The 14,950-nt window shown below is 62.6% G+C and carries 12 protein-coding genes; 4 read left to right on the forward strand and 8 right to left on the reverse strand.

The annotated features are described in order from the left end of the window. The first annotated feature begins 18 nt into the window (after window positions 1-18). Genes AC07OP_RS17295 through AC07OP_RS17305 form a run of 3 tightly spaced genes read left to right on the forward strand, consistent with a single transcriptional unit; the run spans window position 19 to window position 2,984 of the window. Window positions 19-2,124, forward strand: a complete 2,106-nt coding sequence (locus AC07OP_RS17295; RefSeq protein ID WP_495102015.1) for a putative bifunctional diguanylate cyclase/phosphodiesterase — start codon at window positions 19-21, stop codon at window positions 2,122-2,124. 43 nt (window positions 2,125-2,167) lie between these two features. Next, window positions 2,168-2,668 carry a M48 metallopeptidase family protein gene (locus AC07OP_RS17300; protein WP_065925484.1) on the forward strand — a complete coding sequence of 167 codons (501 nt, stop codon included), beginning with the start codon at window positions 2,168-2,170 and terminating at the stop codon, window positions 2,666-2,668. Between the two features lie 19 nt (window positions 2,669-2,687). Then, window positions 2,688-2,984 (forward strand): winged helix-turn-helix domain-containing protein, encoded by a 297-nt coding sequence (locus AC07OP_RS17305; protein WP_495102014.1) that lies wholly within the window; start codon window positions 2,688-2,690, stop codon window positions 2,982-2,984. 17 nt (window positions 2,985-3,001) lie between these two features. Here the strand turns inward: AC07OP_RS17305 and AC07OP_RS17310 are convergent, their stop codons facing one another. Beyond that, window positions 3,002-3,454 (reverse strand): GNAT family N-acetyltransferase, encoded by a 453-nt coding sequence (locus tag AC07OP_RS17310; protein WP_027606031.1) that lies wholly within the window; start codon window positions 3,452-3,454, stop codon window positions 3,002-3,004. 200 nt (window positions 3,455-3,654) lie between these two features. Here AC07OP_RS17310 and AC07OP_RS17315 point away from each other — a divergent pair, with 200 nt between their 5' ends. Continuing rightward, window positions 3,655-4,392, forward strand: a complete 738-nt coding sequence (locus AC07OP_RS17315; protein WP_495102013.1) for a substrate-binding periplasmic protein — start codon at window positions 3,655-3,657, stop codon at window positions 4,390-4,392. 42 nt (window positions 4,393-4,434) lie between these two features. Here the strand turns inward: AC07OP_RS17315 and yccS are convergent, their stop codons facing one another. From yccS to AC07OP_RS17350, 7 genes are all read right to left on the reverse strand, one after another. Beyond that, a complete protein-coding gene (gene yccS, locus AC07OP_RS17320; RefSeq protein WP_495102012.1) occupies window positions 4,435-6,618 on the reverse strand; it encodes a YccS family putative transporter in 2,184 nt (727 codons plus the stop codon). 146 nt (window positions 6,619-6,764) lie between these two features. Further along, window positions 6,765-7,943, reverse strand: coding sequence for a BaiN/RdsA family NAD(P)/FAD-dependent oxidoreductase (locus tag AC07OP_RS17325; RefSeq protein ID WP_065925479.1), 1,179 nt, complete (start codon window positions 7,941-7,943; stop codon window positions 6,765-6,767). 182 nt (window positions 7,944-8,125) lie between these two features. Next, window positions 8,126-9,463 (reverse strand): ATP-dependent RNA helicase DbpA, encoded by a 1,338-nt coding sequence (gene dbpA, locus AC07OP_RS17330; RefSeq protein WP_235865629.1) that lies wholly within the window; start codon window positions 9,461-9,463, stop codon window positions 8,126-8,128. A gap of 130 nt (window positions 9,464-9,593) precedes the next feature. After that, window positions 9,594-11,021 carry a multidrug transporter subunit MdtD gene (gene mdtD / locus AC07OP_RS17335; protein WP_141156198.1) on the reverse strand — a complete coding sequence of 476 codons (1,428 nt, stop codon included), beginning with the start codon at window positions 11,019-11,021 and terminating at the stop codon, window positions 9,594-9,596. A gap of 36 nt (window positions 11,022-11,057) precedes the next feature. Further along, on the reverse strand, window positions 11,058-11,948 hold the full coding sequence (locus tag AC07OP_RS17340) for an alpha/beta fold hydrolase (protein WP_495102011.1): 891 nt from the start codon (window positions 11,946-11,948) through the stop codon (window positions 11,058-11,060). 223 nt (window positions 11,949-12,171) lie between these two features. After that, the gene (locus tag AC07OP_RS17345; protein ID WP_495102010.1) at window positions 12,172-13,488 is read right to left on the reverse strand and encodes a TldD/PmbA family protein; all 1,317 of its coding nucleotides are present in this window, start codon (window positions 13,486-13,488) and stop codon (window positions 12,172-12,174) included. Further along, window positions 13,488-14,930 (reverse strand): TldD/PmbA family protein, encoded by a 1,443-nt coding sequence (locus AC07OP_RS17350; RefSeq protein WP_495102009.1) that lies wholly within the window; start codon window positions 14,928-14,930, stop codon window positions 13,488-13,490. The genes AC07OP_RS17345 and AC07OP_RS17350 overlap by 1 nt, the downstream gene beginning before the upstream one ends. Window positions 14,931-14,950 lie beyond the last annotated feature (20 nt).

Here is a 14,950-nt window from a genome sequence, read left to right on the forward strand (position 1 = left end):
CCAAGGAAGAGACCTAGCATGGAATGCGTTCCACCTCATGGCGATGGCAGTTCGGTTCTTCTGGTGGTCGATGACTACCCGGAAAATCTGATCAGCATGCGTGCACTTCTGCAACGTGATGATTGGGTGGTGGTAACGGCCGCGTCCGGGGTGGAAGCCCTGGAGTTGCTGCTGCAGCATGAGGTCGACCTGGTGCTGCTGGATGTGATGATGCCCGGCATGGACGGTTTCGAAGTCGCCCGCTTGATGCGCGGCAGCCAGCGCACGCGCATGACCCCGATCATATTTCTGAGCGCCAACGCTCAATCCCCCGCCGCCGTGCTGGAAGGCTACGCCAGCGGCGCCATCGACTACCTGTTCAAGCCCTTCGACCCGCACGTCCTCAAGCCTAAGGTCCAGGCGTTGCTGGAGCACCAGCGCAACCGCCGAGCCTTGCAGCGCCTGAGCCATGACCTGGAGTCCGCCCGGGCGTTCAATGCGTCGGTGTTGGATAACGCCGCCGAGGGCATCCTGGTGGTGAGTGAAGAGGGCGTGATCGAATACGCCAACCCGGCGATTTCGCGCCTGCTCAATGCTACGATCCAGGAGCTGCAAGGCCAGGATTTCCTGCGTTTCCTGCAAAAGCCCCACGTGCCCGTCTGGCTGGAATCGCAGATGTACGCCGGCTACCGCCGCGGTGAAACCTGGCGCCTGCATGATGCGCTTCTACGCACCGGCCGCGGCCAGCAGGTGCCGGTGGCGTTGTCCTCTGCGCCGCTGCCCGCTGAACAGAAGGCCATGGTGGTGACGGTGCTGGATATGTCCGAAGTGCGTCACTTGCACCAGCAGCTGGAGTTCCAGGCCGTGACCGACCCGCTGACCGGTCTGCTGAACCGGCGCGGTTTTTACCAGGCGGTGGAAAACACCTTATCGCGCAGTGAACGGACAGAGCAGTCCCTGGTGTTGCTGTACCTGGACCTCGACGGTTTCAAGCGGGTCAACGATTCCCTGGGCCATGATGCCGGCGACCGCGTATTGCGCTGGGTCTCGGAGCAATTGCAGGGCTGTCTGCGTTCCTACGACATTATCGGCCGCATGGGCGGCGATGAATTCACGGCGTTGCTGGAGCTGGACTTTCCGGAGCAGGCGGCAAAGGTTTCGGAAAAACTGATCGAACGAGTGTCGGTGTGCCAGCAGGTCGACGGTTTGGATGTCATGCTCGGCGTCAGTATCGGCATTGCCACCTTCCCGGATTGCGGCGCGGATTTGAGTGGTTTGCTACGTGCGGCCGACATCGCCATGTACGAAGCCAAGCGCGCCGGCCGTCAGCAATATCGCTATTACGACCAGGAAATGAACGGCCGCGCCCGCTCGCGGCTGATGCTCGAAGACAGCGTGCGTACGGCGATTCAAAACAAGGATTTCACCCTGGTCTATCAGCCCCAGGTTTCGCTGGTGGATGGGCGCTTGCGCGGCGTTGAGGTGTTGTTGCGCTGGCAGCACCCCAGCGTCGGCGATGTGCCGCCAGGGCTGTTTTTACCGTTGCTGGAAGAAGCACGGCTGATCAGCCAACTGAGCGCATGGATTTACCAGCAGATCGCCGCCCAGCGCCAGGCGTGGCAGGCCGCGTTCGACGATGAGTTGGTGCTGAGTGTGAGCCTGAGCAGCAGCCAGTTCAATATGCCCAACCTGGTCAATCAACTGCAGCAGATGCTGGAGCGCTATGGGCTGGAGGGGTACCAGTTGGAGGTGGAAATCGGCGAGGATTGCCTGATGAGCAACCTGGAAGAGGCCGCCAAGCAGCTCAAGTTGCTGCGCCGTATCGGCGTGCGTATCGCCCTGGATGACTTCGGTTCGGGACAGTGTTCCCTGGCGCATTTGCGCGACCTGGCCTTCGATACGCTCAAGCTTGATCCGCAATTGGTTGCGCGGCTGCCGGGCTCGGTGCGGGACGCGGCAATGGCGCGCAGCATTATTGAGCTGTGCAGGCATTTTGAGGTTGTCGTGGTGGCCGAGGGCGTGGAAACCCAGGAGCAGGCCCAGTGGCTCAAGGCCCAAGGTTGCCCGTTTATCCAGGGGCCGTGGGCGGCGCAGCCCCTGATGGCTGAAGAAGTGGTCGACTGGTCACGCGCCCGCGTGCGCTGAATTCGCTACACTGGCGCCCATCCGAATTCTGTTGCAGACCCCAATGACCGCGCTGAAATACCTCCAGGCCTACCCCGCTGCCCTCCAGGAGCAAGTACGTCAACTGATCGCCAAGGACCAGTTGGGCGCCTACCTGGAGCAGCGTTACCCCGATCGCCATGGGGTGCAGAGCGACAAAGCCCTGTACGCCTATGCCCAGGCCTTGAAGCAGGAACACCTGCGCAACGCGCCGGCCATCGACAAAGTGCTGTTCGATAACCGCCTGGACCTGACCCACCGCGCCCTGGGCCTGCACACTACGATTTCGCGGGTGCAGGGCGGTAATCTCAAAGCCAAGAAAGAGATCCGCATTGCCTCGCTGTTCAAAGAGGCCGCACCGCAATTCCTGCGCATGATCGTGGTTCATGAACTGGCGCACTTCAAGGAATCGGACCACAACAAAGCGTTCTACAAACTCTGCGACTACATGATGCCCGGCTACCACCAGGTTGAATTCGACCTGCGGGTGTACCTCACGTATCGCGACCTGCAGGGCAAGCCCTGAGCGCACAAGGCGACCAACCATGGATGTGAGCAAGACCAAAAGCAGCTTCTACCGCCGGCTGTACGTGGCGTACCTGATCGACAGTGGGCTGGCCAGCAGCGTCCCGGCGCTGACCGACATCACCGGTATGCCCCGGCGCACCGCGCAGGACACGATTGCGGCGCTGGCGGACCTGGATATTGTGTGTGAGTTCGAGCAGGAAGAGGGGGCCCGCAACCATGCCGGGCATTATCGGATTCGCGATTGGGGCGCGATTGATCGGGGGTGGATCGAGGTGAATCTCAGCCAGATCAAGCGGGTTCTGGATTATCCCTGAGTTCAGCGGTGGCGGCCTCAAGTACGCCGCATCCCGATATGTGGAATGTCATCCTCCAGGTATTCCTCACCCGCCACCACAAACCCATACCGCCCGTAATACCCCTGCAGATGGGCCTGGGCTGACAGGAAGATCGGCGTCTCAGGCCAGATATCGTCAATCTGCCTGAGGGTTTCTTCCATCATCTGGTGCCCCAGCCCGGTGCCCCGTGCAACCGGCGCCACGATCACGCGGCCGATCACCACGTCGCCGCCCTGGGACTCCGGGTCCAGCAGGCGCAGGTAGGCCACCAGTTCGTCGTCTTTCCAGGCCATCAGGTGATGGGTATCGCCCGCCAAGTCTTGCCCATCGATGTCCTGGTAGACGCACTTCTGCTCGACAACAAAGACCTCGCCGCGCAAACGCAAAATGGCGTACAGCTGCTCCTTGCCGAGGTCGGTGTGATGTTTGCAGACCCAATCGACTGTCATGGTGTGTTCTCACTTGAATGTCTGTTCTGGATAGTAAGCGCGGCGGACGACTCTGTCTAAATCGACTATTTTTGTGAGTGAAATCAATTTGCCATTATTGAGTGCTCTCGACGTCCGTTTCTTTGTGTAATCTGAGCTAATGTTAGAACCTCAGGCCCTGCCTGAGCCAAGGCCACCGCCTGCCGCCAAGGATTTTGAGCATGCCGCGATTGTCTCGTGCCGTTGCTTTGATTGGAGTGTTGTTGCTGGCGACACCTGTGTTCGCACAGCGTCTGCGCCTGGTCGCGGATGCCTGGCCACCGTTTACCGATGCCACCTTGATCAACGGTGGCCTGGCCACCGATATAGTCACCACGGCCCTGGCCCGTGCGGGCTATGCCAGTGACTTCGAACAAGTGCCCTGGGCGCGGGCGCTGATGGGTGTGGGCGACGGGCGCTATGACGTGCTGGTCAACGCCTGGTACGACGAGGCCCGTACACACTTGGGGCAGTTTTCCGGCGAATACCTGCTCAATCGCGTGCGTTTCATCAAGCGCCGTGACGATCCCATCGAGTTTCAGAACCTGGAGCAGTTGCACGACTATCCCATTGCCGTGGTGCGCGGTTATGCCTACTCGGCGGCGTTTGATGGGGATGGGCAGTTGCAGAAAGTGCCGGTGCATAACTTCGCCATGGCGGTGCGCATGCTGGCGGCGCAGCGGGTGCGGTTGACCGTGGAGGATGAGTATGTGGCGCGCTATTACCTGTCGCGCGAGTCGGCGCGGGTGCGCAATGCGGTGGAGTTTCTGCCCACGCCGCTGAGCGAAAACAGCCTGCATATCCTGGTCAGCCTGAAGAACCCTGAGCATGCGCAGATCGTTGCCGGCTTTGACCGCGAGATTGCCAGGATGAAGGCGGATGGCAGTTATGAGCGGCTGATGAAGGCCCATGGCATGTAGGGCCTGTGTGGGCCTCATCGGGGGCTTGCCCCCGATAGCGGTCTAAGCCGCGCTGGTGTCCTTGATCAAATGCGCCGCCAGCGTGCGCAACGGTCCCAACTGTCTGCATATCAACGCCAACTGCGTCTGCACCAGCCGCTGCCCTTCATCAATCTCATCCGGCATCTGCTCCAGGTCCGCCGCCAGGGCCTCCTCGGCATCGCTCTGAATCGCAATCGGCTGCTTGTTCGCCAGCCCGGTGGCGATTTCGTCAATGCTCGCCGCCAGGCTATTGCCGGCGCCATCGATCAAGTGCGCGCGCACCTCGGCCGGCAGTTGGGTTTCGCGGTGTGCCCCGAGCCCCGACAGGTAGCTGAGCAAGGTGTGCGACAGCACCAGGAAGCGGAAGCCCACGTCCGCTTCCTTACGGAAATGCCCAGGTTCCATCAGCATATTGGCCAAGGTAGTGGACAGCGCTGCATCGGCGTTGTGGGCATTGCGCCGGGCCAGGCGGTAGGCCAGGTCGTCGCTCTTGCCAGCGGCGTATTGCTGCATGATCTGGCGCAGGTAGATGCTGTTGCAGGTCAGGGTGTTGGCCAGCACTTTGTTCAGGCGCCGGCCTTGCCAGTCCGGGAGGAACAGGAACACCGCCAGGCCCGCGATCAGGCTGCCGAGCAGGGTATCGAACAGGCGTGGCAGGAACAGTCCGTAGCCATCGCCCACCTGGTTGAAGCAGAACAGCACCATCAGGGTGATCGCCGCCGTGGCCAGGGTGTAGCGGGTGGTGCGGTTGATAAAGAACACCAGGCCGGCGGCGATGGCGAACATCGATTGCACAAGCGGGCTTGGGAACAGGTCGAACAGCGCCCACGCCACGGTGAGGCCGATGGCGGTGCCGATGATTCGCTGGCCGAGCTTGCGCCGCGTGGCACCGTAGTTCGGTTGGCAAACGAACAGCGTGGTGAGGATGATCCAGTAACCCTGGGAGGCGTGGATCGCATGCAGCATGCCGTAGCCGATGGTCAGCGCCAGGGACAGGCGCAGCGCGTGGCGGAACAGCAGCGATGTCGGCGTGAGTTGGGTGCGCAGGCGCGTCCACATTTCCTTCAGGTTGCGTGGGGCGCGGTCCAGCAGGTTGCTGTCGGTGGCGTCGGCCAGGGCGTCGGGGTTGCTGGCGTCGCCGAGCAGGCGGTCGAGGGTGGACAGGTTGGCCGCCAGGGCGCGCAAGGAGCGCAGCAGGCCGCGCCAGGCCGGGTTGCTCTGGATGCGCAGGTGTTCCAGGGAGGCGTTCAGGTCGCTGAGGGCTTCGGCGAAGCTGTCGTCATAGATGAACGGCTGACGCAACTGGATCGACTCGGCCAGGGACTGGCAGGCCTTGCCTTGCTGGCGCAGCAGGCGTTGGCAGCGGAACAGCACATCGCTGTGGAAAAACGCATCGGCCAGGGCGTTGTAAGGATAGTGGGAGGAGCTGGCGCGTTCGTGGATGTCCTGGGCCAGGAAGTACAGCTTGAGGTAGCGACTGACCTTCGAGCCGGGTCGGCCATTGCCGACGCGGTGCAGGATGATTTCCTTCGCCGCATTCAGCGCCGCCACCACCCGGCCATTTTGCTGGGCCAGTTCCAGGCGGCGGGCTTCTACGTCCAGTTGGCGAATCGGTTCGAACAACGACGACTTGAGCTTCAGGTAGCGCCCCAGCTCACGGAACAACCGCGCCAGGCTCTGCTGCACCGGCTGGTTGGAAAACAGCGCCTGCCACAGCACCGACAACGCACCGTACCAGGCGGCGCCGGCCACCAGCAGCAACGGCTCATGCCAGAAATCACTGACGGCGCCGCCGCGCTGGTCCACACCGATCATGGTGTAGACCGACAGGATCAAGGTGGCCGAAGCAATCGCACCATAGCGTTCGCCCAAGGCGCCGAGCATGGTCAGGCAGAACGTGGCCAGGGCCAGGGAGATGGCGAAAATCCAGGGGTAGGGGAACAGCAGCTCCACCGACAGCGCGGCAATGCTGAAACACACCAGCGTCACTGCCAGGGCGTTGAGGCGGCCTTGCCAGCTGTCGTCGGTCTCGGCCAGGGCGCTGGCGATAATCCCCAGGAACAGCGGGATCAGCAGGGTCATTTCATCCTGATACCAGCACAGCGCCATGCTGCCGGTGAGGGCGATAAACACCCGGATGCTGTAGCTGAATTTATCCAGCGCCCACAGGCGCCGCATGGACTGCTTGAACGAGGTCGATGACATGAAGTCTGGAGTCTTCCGGGACGATGCCGCTAAATTGAGCCATCAGTGACGCCACGGCAAGGGTGGTGATCACATCTGGCAGCAAATTATTCCCAGGCATACCGCAAATCAAAATGTGGGAGGGAGCAAGCCCCCTCCCACATTCTTCAGGCGTACTGCGCTGCGGCGTAACCCGACGCCCACGCCCACTGGAAGTTAAACCCGCCCAGATGCCCGGTCACATCCAGCACTTCCCCAATAAAGTACAAACCCGGGCTTTTCAGTGATTCCATGGTCTTGGACGAGACTTCCCGCGTATCCACCCCACCCAAGGTCACCTCGGCCGTGCGGTAGCCCTCGGTGCCCGCCGGCACCAGTTGCCAGCTCGAGAGTTTTTGCGCGATGTCGGCCACTTCAGCGTGGGTGTACTGCTTCATCGGCTTGGACGCGAACCAAGTGTCCGCCAGCAGATTGGCCATCTTCTTGGTGAAGATTTCACCCAGCAGGGTTTTCAGCTCGCTGTTGGGGCGCTCCACCTGCTGTTGTTGCAGCCAGGTGTGGGCGTCGTGGTCGGGCAGCAGGTTGATCTCCAGCGTGTCGCCGGACTCCCAGTAAGAGGATATCTGCAGAATCGCCGGGCCGCTGAGGCCGCGATGGGTAAACAGGAGGTTCTCGCGAAAGCTCTGGCCGTTGCAGCTGACCAGGCAATCCACCGAGGTCCCGGACAACTCGCCGCACAAGTCCTTGAGCTGGTCGGTGATGGTGAACGGCACCAGCCCGGCGCGGGTCGGCAACAGCTCATGGCCGAACTGCCTGGCGACTTGATAGCCAAAGCCGCTGGCGCCCAGGGTCGGGATCGACAGGCCGCCGGTGGCGATCACCAGGGATTCGCAGCGCAGTTCACCCAAGGTGGTTTGCAACTGGTAGCCGCTGTCGACCTTGGCGATTTCTTCAATCGAGGTGTCCAGGTGCAGGCTCACGCCGGTCTGGATGCACTCGTCCAACAGCATGCCGAGGATGTCACTGGATTTGTTATCGCAGAACAGTTGGCCGAGTTTCTTCTCGTGGTACGGCACGCCGTGCTTGGCCACCAGGCCGATAAAGTCCCACTGGGTATAGCGGGCCAGGGCCGACTTGCAGAAGTGCGCGTTGTGCGAGAGGAAGTTGGCCGGCTCGGTGTACATATTGGTGAAATTGCAGCGGCCACCGCCGGACATCAGGATCTTCTTGCCGGCCTTGTTCGCATGGTCGAGCAACATCACCTTGCGCCCACGCCCGGCGGCGGTCAGTGCGCACATCAAGCCTGCGGCGCCGGCGCCAATGATCACAACTTCGGTCGAGCGCACAGCAATGTCCTCACAAAAATACGGGTCTGAAATGCAATCAAAACTGGGGGAGGGGGGTTGCTGTGGTGAGGGGAGCTTGCTCCCGATTCAATGGGGCTGCTTCGCAGCCCAGCGCGGGGCAAGCCCGCTCACCACAGCAGGCCCGCTCCCACATTGGATCTCCATATAGGTCGGAGATCGTGTTACAGGATCCGCACACGCAACGAACGGCCTTTGATCTTGCCGTCGTTCAAGCGCTGCAACGCCTGCTTGGCGATGCCGCGTTCCACGGCCACGAAGGCCTGGAAGTCGAAGATCGCGATCTTGCCGACCTGGGCACCGGGGATGCCGGCTTCACCGGTCAATGCGCCGAGGATGTCGCCCGGGCGCACCTTGTCTTTGCGCCCGGCGGCGATGCATAGGGTGCTCATCACCGGCAGCAGCGGACCACCGCTTTGCGGCTTGAGGTTGTCCAGTTGGTCCCAGTTCAGCGGCGACTTCTGCAGTTGCTCGATGGCTTGGGCGCGGTGTGCTTCGGACGGCGCCACCAGGCTGATGGCGATGCCGGTCTCACCGGCGCGACCGGTACGGCCCACGCGGTGGATGTGGATTTCCGAGTCGCGGGCCAGTTCGACGTTGATGACCATGTCCAGCGCGTCGATGTCCAGGCCGCGGGCGGCGACGTCGGTGGCCACCAGCACCGAGGTACTGCGGTTGGCGAACATCGCCAATACCTGGTCACGGTCGCGCTGTTCCAGGTCGCCATGCAGGCCGACGGCGGAAATGCCCTTGGCCGTCAGGTGGTCGACGGTTTCCTGCACTTGCTGCTTGGTGAAGCAGAACGCCACGCAGGAGGCCGGGCGGAAATGCGCCAGTACCTTGGTCACGGCGTCCATGCGTTCTTCCGGGGAGATCTCGTAGAAACGCTGCTCGATCTGGTCGTCGGAGTGGAACGCTTCGGCTTTCACTTGCTGCGGCGCGCGCATGAACTTCGAGGCCAGCTGCTTGATGCTCACCGGGTAGGTGGCCGAGAACAGCAGGGTCTGGCGGCGCGGCGGGGTCTTGCTGATGATGTCTTCGATGGCGTCGTAGAAGCCCATGTCGAGCATGCGGTCGGCTTCGTCGAGGATCAGGGTGTTCAAGCCGTCCAGCACCAGCGAACCCTTGCGCAGGTGTTGCTGGATACGGCCCGGGGTGCCGACGATCACGTGGGCGCCGTGCTCCAGGGAAGCGATCTGCGGGCCGAGGGACACGCCGCCGCACAGGGTCAGGACTTTGATGTTGTCTTCGGCGCGGGCCAGGCGGCGGATTTCCTTGGCGACCTGGTCGGCCAGCTCACGGGTCGGGCACATCACCAGGGCCTGGCAGCCGAAGTAGCGCGGGTTGATCGGGTTCAGCAGCCCGATGCCGAACGCCGCGGTCTTGCCGCTGCCGGTCTTGGCCTGGGCAATCAGGTCCAACCCCTTGAGGATCACCGGCAAGCTTTGCGCCTGGATCTGCGTCATCTCGACATAACCCAGCGAGTCGAGGTTAGCCAGCATGGCGGCGGACAGGGGCAAAGTATTAAAAGCGGTGGCGATGGTAGTCACGGGACTGGCTCTGCAAAACAAAATGTCGCGCAGTGTACCAGCCCTGTAGGAATTTCCCCGCAAGTTCTAGACGAGACGCCGGTTAATGCTCGATATGCTGTTCCGGGCTGGCCGCCCGTTTGCCGTCTTGGGGCGACAGTTGCAGGAAGATCGCCGCCGCCAGCATCGCCATGATGCCCACGGTGAGGAAGGTCAGCTGGAACGCGCCGAGCACCGTGCTCACGCCGTCGTTGCCCGATTCGGCGGTAAACCCGCCGAGCAATGCACCGGCACAGGCCACCCCCAGGCTCAGGGACAGTTGCGCCACCACCGACAGCAGACTGTTGCCGCTGCTGGCCTGGGCGTCGTCAAGGTCGATGAGGGTGACGGTGTTCATCGCGGTAAATTGCAGCGAGTTGATCGCCCCCAGCACCGCCAGCATGGCCAGCAGCAGCGGGTAGGGCGTCTGTTCGCTGACCAGGCCCATGCTCGCCAGCATGATGCCCAGGGCCAGGGTGTTGCCGGTCAGCACCACGCGATAACCCAGACGCTCGATCAACGGACGCGCCACCGACTTGGCGAACATCGCCGCCGCCGCCAGGGGCAGCATGCTCATGCCGGCCTGGGACGGCGAATACCCCAGGGCCACCTGCAGCAGCAACGGCACCAGGAACGGCAAGGCACCGCTGCCCAGGCGCGCGAACAGGTTGCCGAGGATGCCCACCGCGAAGGTGCGGGTCTTGAACAGCGCCGGTGAAAACAGCGGGTTATCGATATGCCCGGCGCGCAGCCAGTACGCCGCCAGGCACGCCAACCCGCCGAACAGCAGCAGCATCACCCGCAGGTGCGGCAGGTGCAGCTCGCCCAGGCCTTCCATGGCAATGGTGATCAGCACCATCGCCGCGCCGAACAACAGGAAACCGATGCCATCGAAGCGTGTGCGCTCGCTGCCGCGCAGGTCGGGGATGAATTTCCACACGGCGTAGCAACCGATCATGCCCACCGGCAGGTTGATCAGGAAGATCCAGTGCCAGGTCAGGTATTGCACCATCCAGCCGCCCATGGTCGGGCCGAGCAAGGGCCCGAGCAGACCGGGGATGGTGATGAAGCCCATGATCCGCACCAGTTCGGAGCGGGGGTAGGCACGTAGCACCACGAGCCGCCCGACCGGCAGCATCAGCGCACCGCCGAGGCCCTGGATGACCCGCGCGCCCACCAGCATGGTCAGGCTGCTGGACAGGGCGCACAGCAAGGAGCCGATGCTGAACAGCATGATCGCGCCAAAGAAGATTTTTTTGGTACCGAAGCGGTCGGCGATCCAGCCCGAGGCCGGGATCAGTAAGGCGACGGTGAGCATGTAGGCGATCACCACCCCTTGCATGCGCAGCGGGTTTTCCGCCAGGTCCCGGGCCATGGCCGGCAGTGCCGTGTTGAGAATCGTCCCATCCAGCGATTGCATGAAGAAGGCAATCGCGACCACCCAGGGGAGCCAGCGGGCGGTCTTGGCATCGAGAGGGGCACGATCTGGCATGGGGTACCTTTTTGTTAGCCGGCTATGTGTCGGCGATTATGCGCCATTCGTCGCTCCTTTTCCCACTGGCGGTTCATCTAAGTCCGACAAGTTCGCGTGCTCTCCCACCAGGAAATCCAACAACGCCCGGTGCACCGCCAAAGCCGCCTCGCGGGACTCCAGGTCGAGTAAATGCCCAGTGTGTTCGGCCACCGCAAAGCTGCTGTGGCCCACGTACTGTTTGAACAGTCGGGCCTCGGCGGCGGGGGTGTATTCGTCCAGCGCACCATTGAGAAAGTGCACCGGGGTTTCGATCTGCCGCAGCGCCGGCAGGTAGTTGCCATCACCCAATGCCAGCACCTGGTGGATATGAAAGCGCGCCTGACGGTACTCGGTGGTGGCCATGTTCGACAGGTGCCGATGGTTGTTGCGCTTGAGGCGTGGCGACAGGTATTTGCCGACGGTCTCGTTCAGCAGGTGACCGACGGCGGATTTGTCATCGGCGTCGATCAGCACCCGCACGCGCTCCACATAGTCGAGCATGGCCTGGTTGAGGTTGGGCGCCAGGGCCATCACCACCGAGCTTTCGATCGACGGCGGGTTGTGCGCCAGGGTCAGCAGCGTGGAGATGCCGCCCCAGGAGGCCGAGACCAGGTGGTTGACCTGGAAGCGCTCGACCAGGGCGCGCAGGATTTGCACCTCGTCATCCTTGGTCACCAGATCCAGGTCGGTGTTGTGTTCGCGGGAATAGCCCGAGAAGGGCAGGTCGAACAACAACACATTGAAATGCTCGGCCAGGCATTTGCTGGTACGGGCGAATGAGCGTGTGGTGGACAGCGCGCCATTGACCATCAGGATGGTCTTCTTTTCCGAATCGTTTCCCAACTGCTCAACATGAACGTTGTAGTGCTTGAACAGCTTTTCTATGACAAAACTTCCATGGTTCATGTCAACGCTCCAGCTTGCCCTTCCCGGGCAAGGTCGTGCTCTCGTGGGTGAGGTGGCGGGGTGCCACTAACCGTTATAACGAGGTTTTTCGCAGGCGACAACAGGCTGCCCGTGCAGACTGGGAGGAAGAGAATTTACGGTAGGAAGGTCTGAAACCGGGATGTCTGAAATCAGCACAGGACAAGGTGGGAGAGGGCAAGCCCGCTCCCACAGGGGGGTGTATCTACAGGGTCAGGGTCAGGCGTTTAACCAGGGCACCCGGCAACAGGTTGGACGCGGTATTGCGCTGGCCGTAGGTGCTGGCCGACAGCAGCAGTTCCCGCTCGGCGGTCAGCGCTTCCAGTTGCGAACCGAGCAACTGGTAGACACTGTCATCAAAACGCATGGTGCTGACTGGCGCCTTGATCTCGCCGTCTTCCACCCAGAACGTGGCAAAGCGCGTCATGCCGGTCAGGCGTGCGGCGGGCAGGTCGGAGTAGTTCAGGTACCACAGGTTGCTGATGTAGAGCCCTGTGCCCAGTTGCTTGAGGATATCGGCCTGGGCCAGGTTGCCCGCCGCGATCTGCAAGGCGCTGGGGGATTCGTCGCCGCTGGCGCCGTTGGCGCTGAGGCCATATTCGGCGGCGCTGCGCGAGTTCACCAGTTGGCCGTCGGCCTGGCCGGCGTTGATCAGCGTGACGTCACTGCGCGGGTAGCCTTCGCTGGAGAACGCCTGGCTCAGGGAATCGGTGATGTGTTCTTTCACCGTCACCAGGGGGCTCAAGGACTGCTCGCCGGCATACAGCCGTTGCAACGAGCTGCCTTTGCTGGCGATGGCCTGGGCGGAAAAACCACCCCAGGTGATGATGCTGATGATTTCTTCCAGCGCCGCCGGCGCGAGGTAGGCGCGGTACTGCCCGGGCGCCACGGTGTGCAGCGGGCGGCCGAGGAATTCCAGCTGTTCGCGGGCCCGTTGGAAGCGCCGGGCGAACTCGGCGCTGTCCCAGGCGTCGCCGGCGTAGCTGGCCTTTACCGCTTCGCCATTGGCGTGGAACAGGCTGAAATCGAAGTTGAAGCTATTGGCCTGATGCCAGCCAAACGCACCGTCCGAACTCGCGAAGCCCCGGCTGATTGGGCCGGCGGCATAGAAACCGACCAGGTCGAGGCCATCGGCGGCCTGGCTGATTTCTTCCAGTACCTGGGCCAGGTCGGGCAGGGGGCGGGCCTGTTCGTGGTGGCTTTGCCAGGCGTTGTGGTTGAGCAGCAGGTACGGGTCATGGGGCAGCAGCGGCAGGGTTTCGCGCAATTGCTGCAGGCCGTCGGCGAGGCGCTGGCGATCCAGCTCGGGCTCGCCGGCCAGGGTGATGCCGAGGTCGGCATGGCGGCCATCGCTGATCAGCTTGAGGTTGAGGCTGGCCTGCTGCACGTGCCCGGCCTGACGCACCTTGGCGTGGTTGAAGCGCACGAACTCCGACGATTCTGCCGCGTAGCCCAGGTGGAATTGTTCCTTGTCGGTGATGGCCTGCTTGAGCCACTGCACCAATGCCTTGAAGGTGTTCATCAGGCATCTCCTCCAAATACGTCAACGTTGCTGAACACACAGGCCGGAGAAGCATGGCCGACGCGGATCACCTGGTTGGGCTCGCCCTTGCCGCAGTTCGGCGTGCCCAGCACCTTGAAGGTGCTGGCGTCGCCCACGGCGCTGAGGTTGCGCCAGAACTGCGCGGAAATCGCCCGGTAGTTGGGGTTTTTCACTACGCCCTTGAGCTCGCCGTTTTCAATCAACTGGCCCCACTCGCAGCCGAACTGGAACTTGTTGCGCGCATCGTCGATGGACCACGAACGGTTGGTCGACATCAGGATGCCGCTTTCGATGCCGCCAATCAGTTGCGCCAGGCTCTTATCGCCGGCTTCGATATTCAGGTTGGCCATGCGGTCGATCGGCGCGCGGTTCCAGCTGCTGGCGCGGCTGTTGGCCACGCCGCCCATGCCGGCGCGGAACTGCGACAACGCCCCACCCAGGGGCTTGAGCAGCAGCCCTTCGCGGATCAGGAATTGCTTGCTGGCGGCGGTGCCGTCGTCGTCATGGCCGTAGCTGGCCAGTTGCTCGGGAATGTCCGGGTCGAACGTCACGTTCAGCAGCTTGGAGCCGTATTGCAGGTGGCCGAAGTCACTGGCCTTCACAAAACTGGTGCCGGCGTAATTGCGCTCGTCGCCGAGGATACGGTCGAGTTCCAGCGGGTGGCCGATGGACTCGTGGATCTGCAGGATCATCTGGTCGGGCATCAGCAGCAGGTCGCGCGGGCCCTGGGGCGTGTTGGGCGCCAGCAGCAGTTGCAGGGCTTCGTCGGCAATGCGCGGCGCGGCGCCGACCAGGCCGAAACGGCTGATCACGTCAAACCCGCCTTGCTGGCCGAAGTTACTGCCGCCGAGGGTGCGCGACTGGCTGTCGTTGCCGTCGTAGGCGGTGACGTTGACGCCGGGGAACACAAACCGCTGGGCCTGGCGCAGTTCGGCGCCGGCACTGTTGAGGTAGATCTGCTCGACATGGGTCAGGCCGAGGCTGACTTCCCAGTTCACCAGGCGCTCGTCCTGGGGCACTGCAGAGGATTCATCGCCGAGCAGTTGGTAGCAGTCGCTCAAGGACGGGAAGGCGTGCTCCAGGTTTGGCGACAGGTAGTCGGCGACGTCGCTGGACACCGGTTGGTTGCGCAGGTCGAGCAGGGCGTGCGGTTTTATCAGTCGGGCTTGCTGTTCGGCGCGCTCGAGGGCGGCTTGCAGGCCAGGCAGGGAAATATCGTGGGTCGCGGCGTAGGTTTCCACACCGTTCAAACGCACGGTGAGCATGGCACCTTCGTCGTGGTTCAGGTGCGGCGGTTCGGCGACGTTCTTGCGCACCGACAGGTACTGGCCGGACTCGCGCACGTAACGCAGGGAGAAAAATTCGGCGGTGGTGCGCAGGGCACTGAAGTGCTGCTTGAGTGTGGCGTGGTGGTCGAACATGGGGCCTTCCTTGTGGGCGG

The organism is Pseudomonas sp. GW821-FHT09D08 (genome assembly GCF_059416305.1).